The sequence below is a fragment of the Lysinibacillus sp. KCTC 33748 genome (genome assembly GCF_002237755.1).
GTDB lineage: Bacteria > Bacillota > Bacilli > Bacillales_A > Planococcaceae > Lysinibacillus.
Window position 1 is genome coordinate 23,589 of the sequence record NZ_MWSJ01000017.1, and the last position, 19,066, is coordinate 42,654.

Here is a 19,066-nt window from a genome sequence, read left to right on the forward strand (position 1 = left end):
GCCTCAATATGTTTAGTGTTTTTTGATGCAACAATAGTTATTTATGGACGGACTCAATTACTTTATCCTTTTGTCGTCGATGCGAAAGTATTGCCGGTAGCATCATACCTAGAATAACCAAAATAATACCCGCTATTTGTAAAAGAGTTAAAGGTTCATGTAAAACAATAACTGAAACAGTTACAGCCACGGGTAACTCGATAGCACTTAAAATAGAAGCAAGGGCTCCTCCCACTTTCGGAACAGCTATAGAGAATAAATAAATCGGCAAAATAATACCGAAGAGTCCCAATGCTAGTCCGAATTTCCATAAACCACCGGCGAATAATTTACCGTTCCAAAGAACTTCAGGGTTTAAGAAAATACTAATTATGATAAGGGCGACAAAGGAAACAATCAACACGCGTGATGTAGTTGTAATACCTTCTACATGACGAGAGTTAAATTGAATAAAGCAAGCAAAAGTAAAGGCAGCAGCAAAACCTAGCAGCCAGCCTTGAATAGCAATACCGCTTAAATCTACATTCAGTACACCAGCCGCTAAAATAGTTCCAGCAAATAATACAATGATAGAAATCACTTCAGTCCGACTTGGTAAGCGTTTATGAAGTGCGCAATCTATTAATAAGCCTATCCACGTGAATTGGAAGAGCATTACTACTGCAAGAGATGCGGGAAGATACTTTAACGATTCTCCGTATACAATACCTGTAGTACCGGTAAGTATCCCGGCGCACACTAAAATTAGCAGTCCCTTTTTAGAAATCTTCGGTAACTGTCTTTGTGTCACTATAAAAATAGTTGCAACAAGCATAAAGCCAATAATATATTGACTTGATACTGCCTCTCCTGTTGTAAAGCCATGCTGCATAGCTACTTTGACAATTGTCGATAGTATTCCGTAGCTACTAGAAGCAATGACAATCAATAGAGGATAAATTAAGTTCTTTTTCATGTTTTTTATTTCACTTCCTAAAATTGCTTGACCATATGATGAAATGGTTCATCGATTATGGACCATGGCTCTGTAATAACAAAGCCCATACGTTCATAAAGGCGACGAGCGTCCTCTTTTTCCGATTCAACATTTAATGATAATTTTGAATAGCCTCGTTTTTGCGTTTCCTCTAAGGCGAATTGTAATAATAATGTTCCTATTCCTTTACCGCGAGCTTCTGGTGATACACAAATAGTATCAATATAATATTCATCTTCATGAGCTTCTTTATCGATGATGACGGATGGTGCATTTTTTTCTTCAAGCCATTTTACGAGATTCGCATCCATATGAATGGCTTGGACACCATTATAGTAAACAAGAATTCCTAGTACTTGCTCATTCTCAACAGCTACAAAAGTATTTAAATAGGAATGTCGATTATCCTCACGCTTGAATAGTACAGTAAGTTCTTGTTCTACTGCTTCAGCTGTCTGTTCTCCTGTTAAACGGTTGGCAATTTCACCAATCGCATCAATAATTAGTGGTATAACGGCATGGGCATCCTGCGGTTGCGCTTGTCGAATTGTAATACTCATTGTCAAAATCCCTACCTTTCTATACGCAAGTATAACAAAGATAAAGGATGACTCAAGTTTTTGAATAAATGGTGATATTCTGACGGCATCTTTACCGTATTGTTTATCTGCTCGAAAGCGAAGCGACAGCAACAATTAAGCCAAGGCATAATTGATTATTTTTCCGAAAGTTTAAAACTTTATACGATATCTGATTTCGTGTTAATCTATAAAGACTAGAGTTTCGGGAGGACAACAATGACAAAGGAAGATAAGGATTATATTTTAGTTTATGGAGATGCTTTTATTGACTATATCGCTGATGATGTAACAAATACATCTTTTACTAAATATATGGGCGGTGCGACGGTAAATGTTGCTGCGGGAATTAGCCGTATCGGTGCCCCATCTGCATTAATTACGATTACTGGAGACGACGAAGGCTCTCAATTCGTTCGAGATGGCCTTGTGCAAGAAGGAGTAAACCTGGATTATGCGGTATTTGACCCTGCGAAGCGTGTTAGCGGTGTCTATGTTCATTTAACGGAGGCATGCGAACGAATTTTTAAAGATTATGTCGATGAGACGCCAGATTTACAAGTAGAAGCAAGGCAATTAAATGAAGCAGCTTTTAAACATGCATCTGCTTTAACAGTGTGCTCGGGAACTATGTTCCATCCTACAGCCCTTGAGACAACACGTGCTGCTGTAGAGATGGCAAAAGAAAAAGGCGCAATTATTGCAATGGATGCGAATATTCGCCCTCTACGTTGGAGTAGTGAGCAGATTTGCCGTGAAACGATCACGTCATTTTTCGAGAACGTAGATATTTTAAAGGTCACTGATGAGGAATTATTTTTCCTGACAGAAACAACAAGCTTGGAAGAGGGAATTGAGCAATTAAACAGCTATTTAGTGCCTATTATTTTAGTAACAGTAGGGGAAAATGGCACATATGCGGTATTAAATGGTGAGGTTATCCATGTACCGACAGAAAAGGTTGTGCCAGTAGATACTACAGGTGCTGGAGATGCATTTATGGCTGGTGTATTACGCGATGTTCATTATAATGGTTTACCTACAACAGAGGAAGAACTTGCTCGTTGTGCAAGTTTTGGCAATAAGCTAGGTGCTTTGGCAGCTACTAAAGCAGGGGCATTAACAGCTCTTCCATACTTTGATGATATTAAGCATTTACTTAAATAGTCGTTTGGAGTGTGCATACAATGGAGAAAAATTACGATGTATTAGTGAAGGATCGATTATTCTTTGGCGGTGCGAAAGATGCAGATGTAGCTTTTGAACAAGAAACGGTGGATATTGTGATTGATGTTCGCGTAAATGGCCTATCTAATGAGGAGCAAGATGCGGCTTCATATGTGTACAAGCATATGCCAATTGCTGATGAGGACATAGAAGTAGCACCATCTATTCAAAAAGTTGCGAAAGAAATTGTTACTGCCTATGAGAGTGGGCAGAAAGTGTACTTCCATTGTGGAAGTGGGGGAGGTCGCGCAGGAGTGGCAGCCACTGCTGTACTAATGGAGCTTGGCATGACGGATTCTCTAGAGGAAGCGGAAGCAGCTGTAAAGGACGCGCGTCCACAAGTAACCATTCGACCAAAAATGGCAGATGCTTTGCAGAAGTTATATAAATAAATGAGAAGGTGTACCAGATTTTGGTGCGCCTTCTTTTTTAGTTAGTCGAAAAAACCTGAAAGTATTCCGATAAAATTAAAAAGTTGGATGATATTTTGTTAAAACGTATGTCATGTGCATAGATTGACCATTCTCAACATACATAAAATTGTGCTATGCACATTAGAACAGTTTTTGTTATAGTAATGATATAACAAAGGTGAGGTGATCTCTATGATGGAGGAGTTAGCGGAAGTTCCATGGGCAGTCATAGCGCCACTAATTGTTGTCCAATTTATTTTAATGATTATAGCTCTAGTTGATTTACGAAAAATCCATGCAACAAATGGGCCTAAAATTTTATGGGTGTTTCTTATCATTTTTACTAGTTACATTGGTTCGATTGCGTACTTTATAGTGGGGAGAAAACAATCATGACAATATTACTTCAGGTAACAGGACTTACAAAGCAATTTGCAGAAAGAGTAGTTGTGGACGGAGTGGAATTCACATTAGAAAAAAATACATCGACAGCTTTAATTGGACCTAATGGCGCTGGTAAAACAACAACATTATCGATGTTAACAGGTTTATTAAAACCAACCTCTGGAAGTGTGAAAATGCTAGATGGTAATTTAAGAGCTAATATTGGTTTCTTGCCGCAATATCCACAATTCCATCCTTGGTTAAGTGCGTTAGAGTTTACTGAAATGGCTGCAAAGTTAAATGGTGTGCCTGCAAAAAAAGCAATAGTAGAGGCACAAAAAACACTTGAGTTTGTAGGTCTAGGTAATGATTTAAATAAAAAAATTGCTACATTTTCTGGTGGCATGAAGCAACGGCTTGGAATTTCCCAGGCAATTGTGCATAAGCCTAAATTACTGTTATTGGATGAACCTGTATCTGCATTGGATCCGGTAGGTCGTAGAGAAGTTCTTGATTTGTTAAAGGGCTTACAACTAGAAACAACTATTTTATATTCGACGCATATTTTAAATGATGCCGAAGAGATGACCGATCAATTATTGTTTTTACGTGATGGGAAGTTAGTGGAACAGGGGACATTACGTGAAGTTCGACAACGTTTCGATGAACCAAATTATGTTGTAGAATTTAGCACTGAAAAAGAGGCAAAACTTTTTGCCAGTCAATCTGAACTTGTTGGAGAAGCAAAGGGTCGTAATGTATATATAGAAATTATTAATGAAAAGCCGAGTATGCAAGAGCTCCTTCAATATTTAAGTAGTAATCCTTATAAAATACGAAAAGTGGAGCGGCAAACAGCATCACTTGAAGAGATTTTCATGAAGGTGGCGAGAAAAATATGAGAGGATTTACTGTACTTCTGCAAAAGGAATTCAGAGAAGCTTGGCGAAGTTGGAAGTTTTTATGGATACCTCTTGTATTTGCGTTGCTTGGTATGAGTGATCCGCTAACAAACTATTACATGATGGATATTTTAAATGCTATTGGTAACTTACCAGAAGGCTTTGAAATGTTGATGCCGGAATTAATGCCAGTTGACCTATTACAAGCTTCCATTGGCCAATTTCAAACGATAGGTTTACTCGTAATAATAGCTTCTTTTGTAGGAGCAATTAGTAAAGAAAGAGCAAGTGGGATGGCTACTTTATTGTATGTCCGTCCTATATCGTTCGGCGCTTATTTTATGAGCAAATTTATCGTCATGAGTACTGTAAGCTTAATTAGCATTTTAGCTGGTTTTGCTGCGAGCGTATACTATACGGTCGTGCTTTATGGGACATTTGAGATAGGGACACTTATGGCAAGTTTTTTCACGTATTTTTCTTGGCTACTCTTCGTAATAGCAGTGACATTAATGATGAGTGCGGCTTTTACAACAGTGGTAGCAACAGCATGTGCATTCGCTGTCATATTTATTGGGCAAATAGTGGATGCTATAGTAGGGGCATTTTGGACAATATCACCGTGGAAACTGCCGGTATATGGCGTTCAATTAATGAGGGGCACGATGGAGATGTCGGATTATTGGTGGAGTCTATCTATTACATTAGCGATCACGATAATTTGTATGAGTATCGGAGCTTTGACGATGAAGAAAAACGCATCGATGACGAAAATCTAACTTCTTCTCAGTCTAAAAACGCCACGTCCTGTGGCATTACCGAAATGATCGACATCGAATCGGCCCTAGGGAACTCCATGTCTAACTTTGTTTTTAAATAACTTAATTATATTCATGAGCATCAACTTGGTAGATTTTTATCGGGTTGGTGTTTTTTTTAAGTAACGCCGCCTCGAAAACGAATCGGCATTGTGACACCGTTAGATATTAATAAATAAAACAAGACGAGACAAGCTGTTAAGGGCTTGATCGTCTTGCTTTATCCTTCAAGCTTATATATAAGGAGCCGTTTGCTTGAACTTGGGCAAAAAAGACATCTGTAACGGATTGGACATTTTGTTTTTTTAACTTTTTCATAAGCCACTCTTCCGTCAACTCAAGTTCAACTAAGTTTTCATAAATAATTTGCCCATCTGAAGCCACCTCTGTTGGAATATAAGTTGGTGGTGTTACATCGGCCTTTACATCTTGTTTTGTAGCCGGTTGTTCAGTAGGTTTTGGTAGCACACTAAGTTTACCGGTAGTTTCAAGTAGTGCATATTGCACATCTTGAACAGAGAATACAGCTTGTTCTCGTAGCATCATTGTTAACTCATCCATATGCAAACGATTTTTCCTTAAAGCAGATTCTAAAATAAGTCCATTTTGAATAAGGATTGTTGGCTTATCATCAACAATTACACGAGCTCTTTTAGATTTAATAGTAAGGATAGTCATCAAATATGTTAAAACGCCCCACCAAATTAATGCAATAAGTCCATCTAAAAAGGGTGTTTCTGCCTGTGCTGCTATTTCAGAAGCAATCGACCCAAATGTGATACCTGTTGTATAGTGGAAAAATGTAAGCTGACCAAGCTGTTTTTTTCCAAGAATTCGGGCTACCATTAGTAGTGCGAAAAAAGAAAGTGTTGCTCTAAGTATCATTTCCCAAAAATGAGCGTGAATAAAATCGTCCATACATAAATCAACTCCTTAAAACCGCTATTGAAAATAGCTTGTGCAAAAAGGTCAATAGTATGCGACAATCATTTGTAACCAAATTTTGAGATAATTTTAAAAGTGAGGTGGCAGCATGAAACAAGTCGGAAATTTAAATAACCCAGTGTATCCAATTATGATAGCAATAGGTATTGCCCATCTTATCAATGATACGATGCAAGCTGTTATACCAGCGATGTTCCCAATATTAAAGAGTGATTTAGGGTTAACTTTCACTCAAATAGGTCTTATTTCGTTCGCATTAAATATGTTTGCCTCTGCCTTGCAACCGGTTGTAGGTTTTGTTAGCGATAAAAAGCCGATGCCCTATGCATTACCAATTGGTATGATTAGTTCATTTATTGGCATAGCCATTATAGCGTTCACATCACAATATTCGATAATAATTATTGCAGTATTATTTTTAGGGTTTGGCTCAGCTATTTTCCATCCTGAGGGTTCACGTGTTTCATTTATGGCAGCAGGCTCAAAAAGAGGACTTGCTCAATCGATTTATCAAGTCGGAGGTAACTCTGGGCAAGCACTCGCACCATTAATTAGCGCTTATGTTTTCGCTATCTTTGGACAGCGTGGTGCAGCAATGGTCTTAGTAGTGGCAGCAATAGGTATTCTACTATTAAGTAAAATTGCAAAGTGGTATAAGAAGCAGTTGGAGCAAGAACGTATGGCAAAGAAAAAGCGAGTATTAGTTTCTAACTTGCCTCCATTAACGAAGAAACAAGTAGGCATTGCGTTGACGTTACTATTTACTATTATTTTTGCGAGATCATTTTATACAACTAATATTACAAGTTTTTATGTGTTTTATTTAATGAATCATTATGGCGTTAGCCTTCAACTAGGCCAAGTTTTAATATTCACCTTTATGGCATTTGGCGTTATTGGTACATTTTTTGGGGGTTCATTATCAGATCGAATTGGTAGAAAAAATGTTATTTTACTGTCCGTTGTTGTACCGATGCCATTTTGTTTAGCGTTGCCATATGTACCATTATGGGCAGCTATTATATTTTTAGTAATTATCGGTACACTCATTATGATTAGTTTCTCGGTAACGGTGGTTTACGCACAGGAGCTTGTTCCAACAAAAATTGGTACAATGGCTGGTTTAACAACTGGCTTTGCTTTCGGAATGGGGGCAATAGGTGCGATGGTCATTGGTGTATTGATGGATCATAGGGGAATTGATTTTACGATGATGGTTGTATCTTTGCTACCATTATTATTACTAGTAGCCTTTTTCTTACCTAAGGATAAGCCAGCTTCGGCGGTGTAATCATAAAGATCGCGAGGAGCATCGAGTTTGTTTCCTCCAAAGTGAAAGGTATTCATTATTTTATCGATAAGCAAAAACGCGTTCTCTAATTATTAGAGAAACGCGTTTTTATTATTGACGTAATGGTGATAAAAATTCAGAAGGAAGTTTTCCCTTATCTAGTATATAGCCCTCTGATATGTGAACTTCATGCATTTTATCATTGTAAGTGAATTTAAAAATACCATTATCAAAGTCAGTACCAACCTCTTTGAAGAATATCCCTTCAATGGATACATATTTAGGACATGTAAATGCTACTTTAAAGTCTCCATGTTCTTGAATTAAATAAGCACGTACACCTTTCTCATATGTATCGTTTGCATCATCATCGTCAGTTGGACGTTGGACAGCCACGATGTGAAAATCAACGAAAGGAACCTCTTTTAATAAAACATTTAGGAAAGAACCTTTTGTAATCTCTTCCCAGCGGCTTTGTGCGCTTTGGCCTACGATAATTTGAGAAATTCCGTAATTTTTTGCCACTTCTGCTATAACCTTTTGTATTGGACGCTTTTCATTATCTTGTAATATGAACTCTTCAATTTCAAGCTCATCAGATAACTTTTTCCATTGCTCAATGTAGCTAGACTTCTCTGCGTCAAAGGCATCAAGGGGTTGCGAATCGACTGAAAGGATATAGAGTGGACAATCTAGCATTGTAGCCATTTTATGACCGCGTCGTATTAATCGCTCGCCGTTAAGCCCATAGTAAACACAAACTAATATACTTTCGTCTAAACGCCCTTTTACATGCTTCATAAAAATTAACACCTCTTATCATGTTGTTATTTTATTAATTCTACTGTCGATTTTGAAAAAAATATCCTAAAACAGCTAAAATCGATGCTGATACAGTGCATTATGCTCATTTATATTGTATACTAAAAAACGTATAAAAGTTAATGACAATATATCGGGAAAACCTTGAGAAAACTGGGTTATCTTTATACTTTACAGTTATTTGATTTATGCATTTCGTGCATTTAAACCAATTGCTTCTATATGCCACACTATTATGCAGTTAGTTAAATAGATAGTCAAGTGACTTGGTACACCATTGTGTGTGTACATATTATCTCGTTTAAAAATCATGCCATTCTCTATAGGATTAAGGCGATATTGGTTATTTTTGCTTCTCAGGATATGAAGCTAAATAGCTAAAAAAGTTCCCCAGGTTTTATGCAGTGCTACTACCATCAAAAGCTTCTCTCTGCATAAAGTATGTGTTGAATGTTGAATGTTGAATGATCTAGATTTGTCTATATTTATAATGTCTATTATTACAACGCATACCGCTTACTTTCCAATTCAAGTTTATTACGTGAAAAAATCAAATTTCAAGAAAATTTCTGATATGTTAATTAGCTTTATTGATCTAATATCTTCCTGGTGGGAGGCAAAAAGGCTTAACTTTTTTTCAGTGTAAACGTTTGCTGAATAAAGTTAGAGTCTCCAGCGATTACTATAGAATTTTTGTGTTCGAAATAAAGTATAAACAGTAGTAACTTCAGTAGATTTGGGAATACTTTATTATCGGTTGTCACAGTTTTTCGCACTATAGTAAACAGTTGCTGAACGAAATTGATAGTAGGAGGTTTTCACTTGGTTACAGTTCTCATTGCGATACTTTTACCATTTGTTTGTGCTGCGCTTATTCCACTACTTTATAGGCGGTTAAGGCGTGTTGCACATCTTGGCTGGTTTGTTTTATCCGTTCCATTCATCCTATTTCTTTTACTCGCGCGCTATATTCCTCAAATTGCCGAGGGTAAAACGTTTATTCATACATATGAGTGGATTCCCTCTTTTAATATAAATTTCACAACTTACCTCGACGGACTCAGTATGATTTTTGGCTTGCTGATTACGGGTGTAGGTAGTTTAGTCATTTTATATTCTATATTTTATTTATCAACGAAAGAATCTCTTCACCATTTTTACTGCTATTTATTACTATTCATGGGTGCAATGCTTGGCGTCGTCTTTTCAGATAATCTAATGGTATTATACACATTTTGGGAGCTAACAAGTGTGTCATCATTCCTGTTAATTGCATTTTGGCATCATCGAAAAGCATCTCGTGCTGGTGCAAGAAAAGCGATGACTATTACCGTTTTTGGTGGCCTTTCAATGCTTGCAGGCTTTTTGATGCTGTATGTAGCATCGGGTACATTTAGTATTCGTGAAATCGTAGCCGACGTAGAGGTTATACGAGATCACACACTGTTTATTCCAGCGTTAATCCTTATTCTAATCGGTGCATTTACAAAATCTGCACAGTTTCCTTTCCATATTTGGCTTCCTGATGCGATGGAGGCGCCAACTCCTGTCAGTGCTTACTTACACTCGGCAACAATGGTAAAGGCCGGGATTTATTTAGTTGCACGTTTTTCTCCAGTGTTTGGAGGAGAGGCTGTTTGGTTCTGGCTAGTCAGTGTGATTGGTCTTGTAACGTTGTTCTGGGGCTCATTTAATGCTGTGAGGCAAACAGATTTAAAGGCGTTACTGGCCTTTTCAACGGTTAGTCAACTCGGTTTGATTATGAGTTTATTTGGACTAGGATCAGTAGCACATTATTACGGCTATGCTGCAGATACTGTTCTTTACACGCAGGCAAGCTTTGCGGCGTTGTTTCATCTTATTAATCACTCCACGTTTAAAGGTGCACTTTTCATGATGGTCGGTATTGTCGATCATGAGGTGGGCACACGTGATATTCGTCGTCTTGGAGGGTTAATGGCTTTAATGCCTATAACTTTCACCATTGCAGTTATTGGTGGATTTTCTATGGCCGGCTTACCTCCATTTAACGGTTTCTTAAGTAAAGAAATGTTTTTCGCTGCAGCATTAACTATTCGCAATGTAGAGGCATTTTCAATTTCTGATTTGGGATTATTATTTCCAATAGTGGCATGGGTAGCAAGTATCTTTACATTTGTGTACTGTATGATTTTAATTAGTCGAACGTTTTTCGGAAAACTACAGCTTGATAAGTTGGATAAAAAACCGCATGAGGCTCCGTTAGGTATGCTACTTTCGCCAATCATTTTGTGCGTCTTTGTAGTTGGGATTTTCTTCTTCCCGAATGTGCTAGGGCATTATATTTTAGATCCTGCTATGGCAAGTATTTATCCAGCATTCCCATCGGCTAGTGAATTAACACCACATATTCATGCTTGGCATGGCATTAATGCTGAATTGTTAATGACTGTTGGTGTCATTATTATAGGGATTATCTTGTTTAAAACGTTAAAAAGCTGGAAGCCTTTGTATCGGATATTCCCACAAAGATATACGTTTAATATGTATTACAATCGTTTGATTGAGTTTGGTGAAAATAGTTCGGCAAAGCTTACGAATCGGTATATGACAGGTAATTTAACACATTATTTTGTCTATATATATGTATTCTTTGTTGCCCTTATCGCAGGATATTTTATTTGGTCGGATGCTATTGCATTTAATTTTGCGAAGGATTCCGCAGTTGAGTCCTATGAGCTCATTTTAGTGTTTGTCATGATGTTCGCTGCCGTATGGATAATATTCGCTAAGGGACGCGTAACAGCAATGTTATTGAATGGCGTACTTGGCTATTCAATCGCATTTTTCTTTGTGATTTTCCGTGCGCCTGATTTAGCATTAACGCAATTAGTCGTTGAATCTGTGACAACTGCTTTATTCCTTCTATGCTTTAAATATTTACCTGATTTAATGCCTGAAGCCTCCCGCAAAAAAATGAAATGGTCTAAGGTCATTATATCCATTTTCGTTGGCGCCACAGTTACATTAGTAGGCTTAGCGGTTGTCCATTTCGATCGCTTTGAGCCAGTAGCTACTTACTTCAATGATTCTTACAAGCTGGCGGGTGGTTCAAATATCGTCAACACCATATTAGGCGATTTCCGTGCGTTTGATACGATGCTAGAAGTTGTCGTTCTTCTGATTGCTGGCTTAGGAGTGTATACATTAACGAAGCTAAAGCCACGAAAGGAGGAAACGGATCATGAAAATCAATGACGTCATTTTACGTACTGTCACAAAGACAGTCGTATTCATAATTTTAACCCTTGGTATTTATTTATTCTTTGCAGGGCATCATGCTCCGGGTGGAGGTTTTATAGGTGGTCTCGTACTAGCCTCCGGCATTGTCCTACTATATTTAGCGTATGACATTGAAACAGTGCATAAAGGGATGCCTTTTGATTTTAAAAAAGTTGCTGCACTTGGCGTATTACTTGCGACGGGCACAGCAATTGGCTCACTATTTTTTGATGCTCCGTTTTTAACGCAGACACATAGCTATATAAATGTACCGATATTCGGGAAGATGGGCTTTTCGACGGTAACCATTTTCGAGGCTGGTGTAGCTTTAACAGTAGTTGGTGTTGTAGTCACAATTATTTTAAGTATAAGTGAGGATGAGTAGCCAATGGAGTCTTTAATACTAGTGTTAGTTGGTGTATTAGTAGCTGTTGCGACGTACTTAATCCTCTCGAAACAGTTATTACGTGTGATTTTAGGAACGGCGGTATTATCGCATGCGGCACATTTACTGATTTTAACGATGGGTGGACTGAAGAAGGGGAATGTACCACTTTTAGAGGAATCAGAAGGTCCTTACACAGATGCTCTGCCGCAAGCTTTGATTTTAACTGCAATCGTGATTAGCTTCGCGGTGACGGCATTTGTGCTTGTTCTCGGTTACCGAGCTTATAAAACGAACGGTTCGGCGAATTTTGATGAATTGAGAGGTACGCCGGATGAGTAATATGATTGTTTTACCATTAATCGTGCCGGTTATTACGGCCATTTTACTTGTGTTTTTACGTGACAATGTATTTTTGCAGCGCATCATTAGTTTATTGACATTAAGCTTTGTTGCCTTTATTAGTGTTATTTTATTGCTAGAGATTCAAAAACAGGGTGTAATGCGTATTGATTTTAGTGGCTGGGCACCGCCATTCGGCATTTTATTTGTTGCTGATTCGTTCGCAATGCTTCTCGTATTAGTAGCGAATATTGTCGCAGCTATTTGTCTGTTATATGCCTTTTTTACAATCGGTAAGAGCTTTGAAAAGATGTATTTTTACCCGTTTGTCCTACTTATGGTGGCGGGTGTGAATGGCTCATTTCTAACAGGGGATGTTTTTAACTTGTTTGTGTGCTTTGAGGTGATGTTACTTGCTTCATATGCACTCATTAGTTTAGGCGGCGAGAAAGTTCAGTTGCGAGAGGCATTAAAATATGTCCTTATTAATATTGTTGCATCTTGGATTTTCCTAGTGGCATTAGCTTTTTTATATGGAACCGTTGGAACGTTGAATATGGCACATATTTCAGTCCGCGTGATGGAGCTAGGAGCTGACCCACTGATCACGACTGTGGCTCTTATTTTCTTAATTGTCTTTAGCTTGAAGGCTGGCCTATTATTATTCTTCTGGCTCCCAGGCTCATACAGTGCACCACCAACAGCTATAGCCGCACTTTTTGCTGCATTATTAACAAAAGTTGGGATTTATGCGCTCGTCCGCACTTTTACATTACTTTTCCCGAATAATACTGAAGTGACTCATATGATACTAGGAATTATGGCGGGACTGACGATTATTGCTGGATGTATGGGAGCACTAGCAGGACGAGATGTAAGAACAATTGCCTCGTATAATGTCCTTATTGGTGTGGGCTTTATAGTAGCTGGTCTAGCGATCGGTACCGAGTCTGCCTTACAGGGCGTAACATACTATTTGATGCACGATATGGTAGCTAAGGCCATGCTGTTTTTAGCAGTTGGCATGATGATGTATGTTACTGGCGAAACGGTTATTGATAAAATGAGTGGGCTTATTCGAAATTACCCTCTTTTTGGCTGGTTATTCTTTATTGTCATGTGTTCCCTTGCTGGGATACCACCATTGAGTGGCTTTTTAGGGAAGGTTTTAATAGGACAAGGAGCTATTGAGGGCGGTAATTTTGTTCTACTAGGGCTAGGATTTTTATCTAGTTTAATTGTTTTGTATTCCCTATTACGAATATTTCTTTCCTCATTCTTTGGGGAAACGATTATTAGCCTAGAGGATGAAAAGCCGTTACCAAAGCGTATGGTTTTACCATTAACATTGTTGGCCGCTTGTACGATTGCTTTAGGAATTGGAGCTGAATGGATGGCTCCGTATGTAACAGACGCGGCAGAGACACTCTATACGCCATCAATCTATATTGATGCAGTGCTAGATGGCACAACATGGCAAGGTGAGGTGAATGAATAATGGCGATGCAATTTATTCTGAATTTATTTATCGCAACACTTTGGCTCTTGTTACAGGATGAAGTGGTACCACAGTTTTCGACATTTCTAATGGGCTTTATCGTCGGAATAGGGATTTTATATGCGATGCACCGCTTTTACGGCACACAATTTTATTTACGACGTGTGTTTTCAATCATTAAATTATTATGGCTCTTTAATTGGGAGCTACTATTATCGAGTTACAGCGTATTAAAACAAATTACGACGCCGAAGCTCACTATAACTCCTGGAATATTTACGTATAAAACAGCGCTAAAAGGAGATTGGGAAATAACAGCTCTTGCATTGTTGCTCACACTGACTCCAGGTTCAGTCGTGATGGAAGTTTCTGAAGAGGGAGATATGTTTTATATTCATGCAATGGATATTGAACAATCGAAAGAAGCAGTCATTCGTTCAATAGGAAAATTTGAACAAGCGATCATGGAGGTGACACGTTAATGATTGATAAAATTTTACTTTTAGCTCTTGCATTATTCAGTGTATCGATTGCGTTGTCACTTTTTCGTGTGATTCGAGGCCCTTCGTTACCTGACCGTGCTATTGCACTTGATACAATAGGTGTTAATCTACTTTCAGCAATCGCTATCGTCTCTATTATTTTGAAAACAAAGGCGTATTTAGAGGCGATATTAATATTAGGGATTTTAGCTTTTATCGGCACGATTGCATTTACGAAATATATTGAAAGAGGTGTGATTGTTGAACGTAAATCAAATGATTGAATGGGCGGCAGTTATACTTATATTGATTGGCTCCATTGTAAGTGTTATTAGTGCATTTGGGATGATTCGTTTACCGGACGTATACACGCGTTCACATGCTGCAACGAAAAGTTCGACATTGTCGGTCTTAACATGTCTATTAGGCGCATTTATTTACTTTTGGGTTCATGATGGATATGTTAGTGTACGTTTAATATTAGGAATTGGCTTCGTTTTTGTAACAGCTCCTGTAGCAGGGCATTTAATATGTCGTGCTGCGTATCGATCTCGCGTACCTTTAGCAGAAGGGTCCGGAGAGGATGAGTTAAAGGAAAAGCTATTTGCAGATGAAAAATAAAATAAGTGGCAACCTCCAAAGGCATCTCGGGCTTGGCTCTAGCTTATCCCGTAGGAGTAGCGTTAGTTAATAATCTGAGACCCCATTTTCGGGGTCTTTTTTGTTAAAACGTACGCCATGTATAAGTTGTTGGGAGTACAAATGAAGCGGCCGGTGGAGTATGATCGAGGAGCTTATTTTGTCGGTCGTAAATCTAAATGGATTGATTTTTCCGAAAATTATGTATATAATATTTTATCGGGGAATTTTCAGATTAGCTTGATTATTACTTCGAAAGAGTATATCTTATTAGCAGGTAGATATTTATTCTCCTTGTTGTATAAATATCCATGCGCTTATTTTCAAGAACAAGAGTATTATAGATAATAAAACATAAATAAAAGGAGATTGTTGAATATGAAAAACAAATTTTTCATGGTTATGCTCGTGCTAGTAATCGCTGTCCTAGCGGCATGTGGCGCAAAAGATGATAAGGCAAGCGATAAAGGTTCAAATGCTAACGAAGGCACAGAACAAAAGCAAGTATTAAAAGTAGGTACTTCATCTGATTATGCACCATTTGAGTATGTTGATGCTGCAAAAGGTGATGATATTATTGGTTTTGATATTGATTTAATTAAATTAGTTGGTGAAAAGATTGGTGCAGAAATAGAAGTTCAAGATATCGATTTCAATAGTTTAGTGCCAGCTCTACAAGCCGGAAAAATTGATATTGTTATCTCTGGTATGTCACCTAATGAAGAACGTGAAAAAGTTGTAGATTTCTCTGATAAATATAATCAAACAGAGCAAGTATTTATCGTGAAAAAGGATAGCGGTATTAAAAAAGAGGCTGATTTAGCCGGTAAAAAAATTGGTGTTCAAAACGCTTCTATTCAAGAAACTTTAGGAAATAAAATTGCTAAAGAAGTAGATGCCACTGTTGAAGGTCGTACTCGAATTCCTGAAATTGTTCAAGACATGATGTCTAAGCGTTTAGATGCTGGGATTGTAGAAAGTGGCGTAGCGAAAGGCTATCTTGATACGAACGATAAACTAGAAGCGTTCCCTGTTAAAGAGCAACCTGAAGACTTTAAAGCGATCGCTGTTCCAAAAGGTAGCGATCTTAAAGATAAAATTAACAAAGCATTAAAAGAATTAGCTGCTGAAGGTAAAATTCAAGAGCTAGAAGAAAAATGGTTAAAAGTTAAATAAGTAAGTTTACTGCGATAGCTCTATCTCGAGCTATCGCTTATATCTTTCATTTCCTGAAAAAAGAACAAGAAAGGAGGGGGCACTGTGAATTTAGATTTTACAGCTATCATTCCCTCTATTCCTTATATATTAAAAGGGATAGGTGTTACACTTCAAATTGCATTCGGTGCATCAATCATCGGTTTTATAGTTGGTATATTACTAGCGTTATGCAAAATTGGTAAAGTGAGTGTTTTACGTTGGTTTGCAGATTTTTATACATCAATTTTCCGTGGTACACCGCTCGTACTACAATTAATGATTATCTATTATGCAGTGCCACAATTATTAGATATTCAAATTGACCCAGTTCCAACGGCTATTATTGCATTCGGGTTAAACTCAGGTGCTTATATTTCAGAAATCATTCGCGCTGGTATTAATGCGGTTGATAAAGGACAGATGGAAGCGGCACAAGCGCTAGGTATTCCATATGCGAAAATGATGAAAGATATTATTATCCCACAAGCCGTAAAAAATATTTTACCATCATTAGTGAATGAGTTTATTACATTAAATAAAGAAACGGCTGTCGTGACGGTTATTAGTGCACTTGATATTATGCGCCGTGCTTACATTGTAGGTGGTTCAACATATCGCTATCTTGAGCCTTTACTATTTGCGGGTGTAATCTACTACATTATGACGCTTGTATTAACGTTCCTTGGTAGACGAATTGAGAAAGGAATGAGAAGAAGTGATTAAAATTGAAGATTTACACAAATCATATGGACAAAACGAAGTACTAAAGGGTATTTCAACAGAAGTTAAAGAAAAAGAAGTAATTGCTATTATTGGTCCATCAGGGTCTGGTAAATCAACATTCCTGCGCTGCTTAAATTTATTAGAAGAGCCAACGAGTGGAAAGATTACAATTGCGGGTGACGTTCTAACGGACAAAGGGACAAACATTATGAAAATCCGTGAAGAGGTCGGTATGGTATTTCAGCATTTTCATCTTTTTCCTCATAAAACGGTACTTGAAAATTTAACATACGCACCGATTAATGTAAAAGGAATAGATAAGACAGCGGCTATTAAAAAGGCTGAAGATTTATTAACGAAAGTAGGCTTATTTGATAAGCGTAATGAATATCCAAGCCGTCTATCGGGAGGACAGAAGCAACGTGTTGCTATTGCTCGAGCACTAGCAATGGATCCAAAAGTAATTTTATTTGACGAGCCTACTTCAGCTCTTGACCCTGAAATGGTAAAAGAGGTATTAGCCGTTATGAAAAATCTTGCTGATACGGGTATGACGATGTTAATCGTAACGCATGAAATGGGCTTTGCACGTGAAGTGGCTGACCGTATACTATTCCTTGATGGCGGAAAGTTAATTGAGGACGCACCACCAGAACAGTTTTTCTCATCACCATCTACACAACGTGCGAAAGATTTTTTAGAAAAAGTATTATAAGTAATAAAACGCATTTAGACTCTTTTAAAGGAGTGTCTAAATGCGTTTTTTATTTTCATTTGTTGAGGTGTCCATACATGGGATCCCCTATAGAAAAACTGGCTAGTTAGATCCTCGGTCATCGGTACATTTCGAGCTACTCTTTTTGTGCAATCTAATGATTTTATGTGCATATGCTTACAATTACCTTGTTTTATGCTTATAATAGGAGAGTCAGATTTTTTCTGAAAAAGTAGCCACAAAGTGAGCGATTGCGATTGAAAAAATTATTATATGTAGCTTTTTTTGTTGTTTTTATAGTCATTTTTTTGTACGTAAACAATCATTGGCTGGTTGTAAGCAAGTATGAATTCGAGTCAGAAAAAGCGCCCGCCGGCTTTGATGGACTACGCATTACGCAAATAACAGATTTACAGGATGCTCTCTTCGGTGAACATCAAGAGAAACTCATAGCAAAGGTGAAAGCAACAAATCCTGACCTGATTTTTATTACAGGTGATTTAGTTGATAGTAATCGTTATAATTTGGAGCGAAGCTTGCAGGCTGTTAGGGGATTAGTTAAATTAGCGGATGTTTATTATGTACTAGGAAACCATGAAGTAGCGACGAATAAAGTGAATGTAATTTATGACGAGCTATCATCGTTAGGTGTACATGTATTGTCCAATGAATCGGCCATTATTGAGCGCGACGGGGAGCGCTTGGCGATTGTTGGCATCGAAGATCCGTTATCGGGTAGAACAACGAAAGAAATGCTAGAAATAGCAACAAAAGATGTTCCACCAAATATATTAACGATTTTACTAGCGCATCGACCAGAAGTGTTTAATACGTATGTGGAATATGGAATTGATTTAGTATTTGCAGGACATGCACATGGTGGACAAGTTCGAATTCCTGGTATTGGTGGTCTTTTCGCACGAGGACAGGGAATACTTCCGAAGTATACGGCAGGTGTTTTTGAAGAAGGAACAACAACTATGGCCGTTAGTCGAGGATTAGGTAATAGTACAGTACCTATTCGAATTTTTAATCCACCAGAAATTCTTGTAATGGAATTAAAGAAAAAGTAAGCACTGCGTCTTTGCTACGCAGTGCTTTTTTGTTATACGTTTAACAAGATAAATGAGTATTTCATAATCAAAGTAGAACCAATGCCCATCCCGATATAAAATCAGCCTTGTTTGGTAATTCAAAGAGTAGTTCGGGTGGTACTAGGAACTATTCTGTTTTTATAAATCATTATGGAAAGTTTTTTTATCTGGTGAATCAATTAGATATAATCGAGAGGACTTGTGGGTAATTTGTGTATTGTTTGTGGATAACTTGTGGATAAAATAATTTATTGGTGGATTGATTACTTTAGCTGAGCAATTGTCTGTGGATAATTATCGATGGGGAGATGTCGGCGATAGAATGTGCAGCAAGTGGTGGAATGCATAAATGAATAAAGGAGCCATCCCAGTAA

22 protein-coding genes are annotated in these 19,066 nt (G+C 37.8%); 18 read left to right on the forward strand and 4 right to left on the reverse strand.

Annotated features, from left to right (window positions below; translation table 11 throughout):
- Window positions 1–37: 37 nt before the first annotated feature.
- Both B1B04_RS17825 and B1B04_RS17830 read right to left on the reverse strand, forming a co-directional pair.
- Window positions 38–955: an EamA family transporter gene (locus tag B1B04_RS17825; RefSeq protein WP_079562749.1), complete on the reverse strand. Its 918-nt coding sequence runs from the start codon at window positions 953–955 to the stop codon at window positions 38–40.
- A 17-nt stretch (window positions 956–972) separates the two neighbouring features.
- Entirely contained in the window at window positions 973–1,536 is a 564-nt protein-coding gene (locus B1B04_RS17830) for a GNAT family N-acetyltransferase (protein WP_079562750.1), read from the reverse strand.
- Window positions 1,537–1,773: 237 nt separating this feature from the next.
- On the opposite strand from B1B04_RS17830, the gene B1B04_RS17835 reads away from it, so the two are divergent.
- The 5 genes from B1B04_RS17835 to B1B04_RS17855 all read left to right on the forward strand — a co-directional run bounded on the left by B1B04_RS17835 (window position 1,774) and on the right by B1B04_RS17855 (window position 5,259).
- On the forward strand, window positions 1,774–2,721 hold the full coding sequence (locus B1B04_RS17835) for a carbohydrate kinase family protein (RefSeq protein WP_079562751.1): 948 nt from the start codon (window positions 1,774–1,776) through the stop codon (window positions 2,719–2,721).
- Between the two features lie 20 nt (window positions 2,722–2,741).
- Window positions 2,742–3,173 carry a protein-tyrosine phosphatase family protein gene (locus tag B1B04_RS17840; RefSeq protein ID WP_079562752.1) on the forward strand — a complete coding sequence of 144 codons (432 nt, stop codon included), beginning with the start codon at window positions 2,742–2,744 and terminating at the stop codon, window positions 3,171–3,173.
- 213 nt (window positions 3,174–3,386) lie between these two features.
- Window positions 3,387–3,590 (forward strand): PLDc N-terminal domain-containing protein, encoded by a 204-nt coding sequence (locus B1B04_RS17845; RefSeq protein ID WP_079562753.1) that lies wholly within the window; start codon window positions 3,387–3,389, stop codon window positions 3,588–3,590.
- Window positions 3,587–4,480 (forward strand): ABC transporter ATP-binding protein, encoded by an 894-nt coding sequence (locus B1B04_RS17850; RefSeq protein ID WP_079562754.1) that lies wholly within the window; start codon window positions 3,587–3,589, stop codon window positions 4,478–4,480. Before B1B04_RS17845 ends, B1B04_RS17850 begins: the two co-directional genes overlap by 4 nt.
- Window positions 4,477–5,259 (forward strand): ABC transporter permease, encoded by a 783-nt coding sequence (locus B1B04_RS17855; RefSeq protein ID WP_079562755.1) that lies wholly within the window; start codon window positions 4,477–4,479, stop codon window positions 5,257–5,259. Before B1B04_RS17850 ends, B1B04_RS17855 begins: the two co-directional genes overlap by 4 nt.
- 237 nt (window positions 5,260–5,496) lie before the next feature.
- Here B1B04_RS17855 and B1B04_RS17860 read toward each other — a convergent pair whose 3' ends face one another.
- Window positions 5,497–6,216 carry a YetF domain-containing protein gene (locus tag B1B04_RS17860; protein WP_079562756.1) on the reverse strand — a complete coding sequence of 240 codons (720 nt, stop codon included), beginning with the start codon at window positions 6,214–6,216 and terminating at the stop codon, window positions 5,497–5,499.
- 115 nt (window positions 6,217–6,331) lie between these two features.
- Here B1B04_RS17860 and B1B04_RS17865 point away from each other — a divergent pair, with 115 nt between their 5' ends.
- Window positions 6,332–7,534: an MFS transporter gene (locus B1B04_RS17865; RefSeq protein WP_079562757.1), complete on the forward strand. Its 1,203-nt coding sequence runs from the start codon at window positions 6,332–6,334 to the stop codon at window positions 7,532–7,534.
- A gap of 111 nt (window positions 7,535–7,645) precedes the next feature.
- Here the strand turns inward: B1B04_RS17865 and B1B04_RS17870 are convergent, their stop codons facing one another.
- A complete protein-coding gene (locus B1B04_RS17870) occupies window positions 7,646–8,335 on the reverse strand; it encodes an adenine nucleotide alpha hydrolase family protein (RefSeq protein ID WP_079562758.1) in 690 nt (229 codons plus the stop codon).
- Window positions 8,336–9,178: 843 nt separating this feature from the next.
- Between B1B04_RS17870 and B1B04_RS17875 the strand changes: the two genes are divergently transcribed.
- From B1B04_RS17875 to B1B04_RS17930, 12 genes are all read left to right on the forward strand, one after another.
- A complete protein-coding gene (locus B1B04_RS17875) occupies window positions 9,179–11,593 on the forward strand; it encodes a Na+/H+ antiporter subunit A (protein WP_079562759.1) in 2,415 nt (804 codons plus the stop codon).
- On the forward strand, window positions 11,580–12,002 hold the full coding sequence (locus B1B04_RS17880; RefSeq protein ID WP_079562760.1) for a Na(+)/H(+) antiporter subunit B: 423 nt from the start codon (window positions 11,580–11,582) through the stop codon (window positions 12,000–12,002). Before B1B04_RS17875 ends, B1B04_RS17880 begins: the two co-directional genes overlap by 14 nt.
- A gap of 3 nt (window positions 12,003–12,005) precedes the next feature.
- Window positions 12,006–12,344 carry a Na(+)/H(+) antiporter subunit C gene (locus B1B04_RS17885; RefSeq protein WP_079562761.1) on the forward strand — a complete coding sequence of 113 codons (339 nt, stop codon included), beginning with the start codon at window positions 12,006–12,008 and terminating at the stop codon, window positions 12,342–12,344.
- A complete protein-coding gene (locus tag B1B04_RS17890; protein WP_079562762.1) occupies window positions 12,337–13,842 on the forward strand; it encodes a Na+/H+ antiporter subunit D in 1,506 nt (501 codons plus the stop codon). The genes B1B04_RS17885 and B1B04_RS17890 overlap by 8 nt, the downstream gene beginning before the upstream one ends.
- On the forward strand, window positions 13,842–14,324 hold the full coding sequence (locus B1B04_RS17895; RefSeq protein ID WP_079562763.1) for a Na+/H+ antiporter subunit E: 483 nt from the start codon (window positions 13,842–13,844) through the stop codon (window positions 14,322–14,324). Before B1B04_RS17890 ends, B1B04_RS17895 begins: the two co-directional genes overlap by 1 nt.
- Entirely contained in the window at window positions 14,324–14,608 is a 285-nt protein-coding gene (locus B1B04_RS17900; RefSeq protein WP_079562764.1) for a Na(+)/H(+) antiporter subunit F1, read from the forward strand. The genes B1B04_RS17895 and B1B04_RS17900 overlap by 1 nt, the downstream gene beginning before the upstream one ends.
- Window positions 14,586–14,945 carry a Na+/H+ antiporter subunit G gene (locus B1B04_RS17905; protein ID WP_079562765.1) on the forward strand — a complete coding sequence of 120 codons (360 nt, stop codon included), beginning with the start codon at window positions 14,586–14,588 and terminating at the stop codon, window positions 14,943–14,945. The genes B1B04_RS17900 and B1B04_RS17905 overlap by 23 nt, the downstream gene beginning before the upstream one ends.
- 141 nt (window positions 14,946–15,086) lie before the next feature.
- Window positions 15,087–15,311 (forward strand): hypothetical protein, encoded by a 225-nt coding sequence (locus B1B04_RS17910; protein ID WP_079562766.1) that lies wholly within the window; start codon window positions 15,087–15,089, stop codon window positions 15,309–15,311.
- Between the two features lie 30 nt (window positions 15,312–15,341).
- On the forward strand, window positions 15,342–16,139 hold the full coding sequence (locus B1B04_RS17915) for a transporter substrate-binding domain-containing protein (protein WP_079562767.1): 798 nt from the start codon (window positions 15,342–15,344) through the stop codon (window positions 16,137–16,139).
- A gap of 84 nt (window positions 16,140–16,223) precedes the next feature.
- The gene (locus B1B04_RS17920; protein WP_079562768.1) at window positions 16,224–16,883 is read left to right on the forward strand and encodes an amino acid ABC transporter permease; all 660 of its coding nucleotides are present in this window, start codon (window positions 16,224–16,226) and stop codon (window positions 16,881–16,883) included.
- Complete coding sequence (locus tag B1B04_RS17925; RefSeq protein ID WP_079562769.1) at window positions 16,876–17,598, forward strand: amino acid ABC transporter ATP-binding protein; 723 nt, start codon at window positions 16,876–16,878, stop codon at window positions 17,596–17,598. The genes B1B04_RS17920 and B1B04_RS17925 overlap by 8 nt, the downstream gene beginning before the upstream one ends.
- 257 nt (window positions 17,599–17,855) lie before the next feature.
- The gene (locus B1B04_RS17930; RefSeq protein WP_079562770.1) at window positions 17,856–18,671 is read left to right on the forward strand and encodes a metallophosphoesterase; all 816 of its coding nucleotides are present in this window, start codon (window positions 17,856–17,858) and stop codon (window positions 18,669–18,671) included.
- Window positions 18,672–19,066 lie beyond the last annotated feature (395 nt).